Origin of the sequence: Paraburkholderia sp. UYCP14C, from assembly GCF_004197395.1 — a bacterium.
Lineage (GTDB): Bacteria > Pseudomonadota > Gammaproteobacteria > Burkholderiales > Burkholderiaceae > Paraburkholderia.
In genome coordinates, this window is the sequence record NZ_SELS01000181.1 from 1 (window position 1) to 3,521 (window position 3,521).

The 3,521-nt window shown below is 56.5% G+C and carries 6 protein-coding genes; 1 reads left to right on the forward strand and 5 read right to left on the reverse strand.

Features of this window, described 5'->3' with window-relative positions; genetic code table 11:
• The coding region (locus EVC45_RS43910; RefSeq protein WP_129964255.1) for a transposase at positions 1 to 186 on the forward strand (186 nt) is incomplete at its 5' end.
• On the opposite strand, the gene EVC45_RS43915 is transcribed toward EVC45_RS43910, so the two are convergent.
• The 5 genes from EVC45_RS43915 to EVC45_RS43935 form a co-directional block, all read right to left on the reverse strand.
• Positions 173 to 388, reverse strand: coding sequence for a hypothetical protein (locus EVC45_RS43915; protein ID WP_248295528.1), 216 nt, complete (start codon positions 386 to 388; stop codon positions 173 to 175). The two genes, EVC45_RS43910 and EVC45_RS43915, sit on opposite strands and share 14 nt — an antisense overlap.
• 33 nt (positions 389 to 421) lie before the next feature.
• Positions 422 to 760, reverse strand: coding sequence for a hypothetical protein (locus EVC45_RS43920; protein ID WP_129964270.1), 339 nt, complete (start codon positions 758 to 760; stop codon positions 422 to 424).
• Between the two features lie 236 nt (positions 761 to 996).
• Positions 997 to 3,165, reverse strand: coding sequence for a phage infection protein (locus EVC45_RS43925; RefSeq protein ID WP_168991671.1), 2,169 nt, complete (start codon positions 3,163 to 3,165; stop codon positions 997 to 999).
• Positions 3,166 to 3,196: 31 nt separating this feature from the next.
• Positions 3,197 to 3,343, reverse strand: coding sequence for a helix-turn-helix domain-containing protein (locus EVC45_RS48150; protein ID WP_129964271.1), 147 nt, complete (start codon positions 3,341 to 3,343; stop codon positions 3,197 to 3,199).
• The coding region (locus EVC45_RS43935) for a transposase (RefSeq protein WP_129964255.1) at positions 3,336 to 3,521 on the reverse strand (186 nt) is incomplete at its 5' end. The genes EVC45_RS48150 and EVC45_RS43935, both read right to left, overlap by 8 nt.

The window sequence follows — 3,521 nt, forward strand, 5'->3', positions numbered from 1 at the left end:
CACAAAAAATACGGCTACGGCCTGCGCTCGCGCGTCGAGGCTCAGATTTCGCGCATCAAGCGATGCATTGGCGCCACACTGTTGACGCAAAAGATCGCCTCGCAGGAGTGCGAGGGCGTCATCATCGCCAACATCATCAACCTGTGGAATTCGTACGGCAGGCCTGTTTGCGTCAAAAATGGATAGTCGCGTCCGTAGCACGGGAACTCGTACCCTTCCTAACAAAGCCGATATGAATGGCCAGCGCCAGGCGGTAGAGGTGTCGGCGACGCGCATTGATCAGCACGCACTCCTTCGCCGAAAACGTGAAGAACGTGGCGAGTTCAAACTCGTTGAGCGTGTACGGGATCGAACGCATCCCGAGATAGGCCTGCCGCCAGTATTCCATTGCCGTCCGCTCCGCAGCCGGAAGAGGGACCGCTCAGGCTACGCCAACACTATGACAATTGGGATCAACGGCATTGCGCCCTTCCCATAGAGGGGTTCCAAGCCGGAACCGCACCTTCGGCACAATGGGGAAACCGAGGGCTTTCAGGGCCTTGTGCCAGCGGCCGTTCCACGCCCCTCTAAACTCCGATGGCCGCGGCCGTGGCGCGCCCGCACACTCGCACGCGATCGCTTTCGGTGGATACGGCCTGCCCTCGATCAGGATGTCGTATCGCGTGCTTTCCCCGAATCCGCCGTAGCCCGGCTCCACGCGCCAGCGCCCCGCTGCCTCGACTACATGTTCTTTCTCGACGTCGTCGATGTTGATCGCCACCCCGATCCTCCCGCTACCGCTGATTTCTCGCGGCTGCCTCATAAGCTTGCGTGTCGTCCGGTTGAAGCGGACCTCAACCGGACGTCAGTGCGTCGCGTAAAACGCGTCGGAGTAGAGCCGTTTTCGCCATTGGTTGACGCTTCTGCATCAACGTCTCAGTCCCCAAACTGACAGTTTTCGCCGTTGGCTTACGTAAACGTCCGAATCTTGACGGCCCCCCGGATAGCGGACTTATGTCATTGCATGCCCACCACCTCGGTGTACAACTTCCGCAGATGCTGGTCGGACATGTCGAGGATAGGCTCGTACATGAACGAGTTGAGGTGGATGTTCTCCGGCGTCATTAGCGTAACCCGTTGCAGCACTCGAATGTTGGCAACCTCGCCAGCGAACAGCTCGCGGTAGCGCTTCAGCAGGGCCGGTGTTTGGTTGGCGCTGACGGCGGCAAGCCATGCTGCGTCGTTGATCTTCGCTGCCATGAACTTCTCGGCTTGCAGCCTGGTGGCAATCGCCAGCACAACCTTGTTCTCGAAGTTGATACCGTCCGGCGCCTGCAGGCACGCCTTCGCCTCCGCGTCAATCAGATCGAGAACACTCTCCGCTGCATTGGGTGATTGTCCGTTGGCCGCGAAGAGACGGCCATACGCATCGTCCAGGTCCGCAACCGTAATTTGCTGAGAGTCAGCTTTCCAGTGCAACAATGAAGTGAGGCGGATGTAGTCAGCGTCTGTGTCGTCCTTCGTGTACTCGATCAGATTGCGCATGAACGGGATGCAGCAGATCTTCATCTTGCGATCAGCGTAGAAGCCTGGCTTCCAGAGCTTCACAAAGACGTTCTTGATCCCAACCGCGCTTTGAAGTGTCACTCCTTGCCCGGTCTTCGAGACCATCAGACAGTTTTGCCGCTGAACGAGCTTGCGGCTCTCGATTGTCCTGTAGAAATCGAAGTTGTGGGTAAGGATCAGCAGCTTGAAGCAGGGGTCTTCCGCCAGGTCGGAGAGGTACTGGACGATGGCGTACTTATTCTTGTAGTCGAACGAATCGGCGATGTCGTCCACGACCACCAGGGTCTCCTTGCCGCGCTGACGCCGCACCTCGATATCGAAGAGCATGTTCAGCACATAGAAGGCCTTCTTCTCGCCCGTACTGAGTGTTTGCAGGAGGGCGTCTCGATCGACCGGAGCCTCTTCGCCACCATCGGTGAATACGAATCCGAGACGTGGAACCGCCTCCAGTCCAAGCGTCACTTGAACCTTATTCGCCACCTCCAACCTGAACGGCACCACAAAGCGTTCGTTGAAAATATTGATGACGTCGTGCCACAGCGATTTTTCTTGAGCTGCCTGCTCATGAAGCTTCTTGGTGCGAGCGGCCGCTAGCTGGATCTTCTCCAGCAGCGTGATGTAAGACTCGTAGTTAGCCTTGATATAAGACTTCCATAGCTTCTCCTTGAACGATGCCAGATTGGCTAGTTCGGGCAGCAGTTCCTCGTGCTCCTGCAGGTACGTCTCGAAGTCGCGCAGTGTCACGTTTTTCTGGATCTGCTTCTCCAACGCCTCGAACTTCTTTCGGAGCCCAGCGTCGCCTGAGATCTTCTCTTTTTCCTGCTTAATCAGCTCTTCGAGCTGTACTTCAGAGGTGATCTCGACCCTTTCGTCTCCGTTGAGGCTAACGGTATGCTTTGCTTGGAAGAAGCCATTGTCCTTGAGCTGCTTCGCTACGCTGGCCGCGTTGTAGTAATTAAAGGTGCCCTTCTTGAAGTACTTGGACGCCGCGAGCAGTTCGTTATACTTTTTGACGTAGTCGTCGATGGCCGTCCTGAAGTCGCCGGTTTCAAGGAATGCCTGGACCCGCTCATCCATTACGACGTCGTAGGGGACGTCCGCGAACTGCGCACCCTCCTGCTCGGCGAGTTCATCCTTGATGCGATTCAGCGCAACATCGAGCTGGCCGTCAGTCGCCGTGAAGGTTGCTGAAATTTCACGGTCAACCTCCCGCTTTGTCTTTGCCTGCGTTTTAACGGCTTTGAGAAACGCGACCCTGGCACTGTTGATTTCAGCATGTAGCGCCTCGTACTCATGGCGGAGTGCCTGATTCACCAGCAGCGTCGCGGTCTCACCGCCTTGCTTAGACACCTCCTCGTAGGGACGGAGCACCAGGATGCTGCTCCCAGCTAGGTCAGCTCCACTTTCGTCCTGAACAACCCGCTTCGTTACTCGGCCTGGGAAGACCCGATCCTTTGACGCGGTGCCATCTGCGATATCTTGGAACGTGTTGGCCAGCGAGCTTTTCATTGCCCCGTTTGGGGCATAGATCGCAACGGTAGACGATTTCGAATAATCCAGTGTGGCATCAAGTTGTCGAATGCCGTAGCAATGCTCAAGTTCCAGGCTAAGCTTCTTCACTGTGTTCCCTCCCTATGTATCTTTAACGGCACTATGCGGCGCGACCTGTACGTTGCGAAAGGAGCCGAAACAGCGTCGATCGGTGGATACCGAGCAGATCCGCGATTTCCTGCATGCCCATGTTGCCGGCTTTGTTCGGAAGGGTACGAGTTCCCGTGCTACGGACGCGACTATCCATTTTTGACGCAAACAGGCCTGCCGTACGAATTCCACAGGTTGATGATGTTGGCGATGATGACGCCCTCGCACTCCTGCGAGGCGATCTTTTGCGTCAACAGTGTGGCGCCAATGCATCGCTTGATGCGCGAAATCTGAGCCTCGACGCGCGAGCGCAGGCCGTAGCCGTATTTTTTGTG